General features: G+C 41.7%; 1 protein-coding gene. It reads right to left on the bottom strand.

Going from position 1 to position 360, the window contains the following annotated elements; genetic code table 11:
* A partial coding sequence (locus tag AX662_RS04425) for a GBS Bsp-like repeat-containing protein (protein ID WP_197414658.1) occupies positions 1 to 360 on the bottom strand: 360 nt, incomplete at both ends.

Below are 360 nucleotides of genomic sequence, written 5' to 3'. Positions count from 1 at the left end.
CTGACCAAATTGGGACACGGACTTCTTTAACTTCTTTGCCACCACCTGAAACATTGGTTACGACTACATCAAAGCCATTAGAGGTTTGATTGCTGATGGTCAATTTCCCCGTTACTTGAGATTCCGTAGATTGAGGGACTGTAGCTTTAGTTTCTGTGATATAGGTTCTCTTACCATTCAACATATAGTAAAGATGAACAGAATAAGTACCAGCATCGCCCTTATGGCTGGCTGTATCTACATGAACCTTGTAGCTACCGTCTGATTGTTTATCGGCATGATACCATGTAAGATCATCTTGACCATTCTTATCTGACCAAATTGGGACACGGACTTCTTTAACTTCTTTGCCACCACCTG

Source organism: Streptococcus sp. CCH5-D3, assembly GCF_001556435.1.
Classification (GTDB): domain Bacteria; phylum Bacillota; class Bacilli; order Lactobacillales; family Streptococcaceae; genus Streptococcus.
Note: the sequence above shows the minus strand (reverse complement) of the source record. Positions and strands in the feature narration are given on the sequence as shown.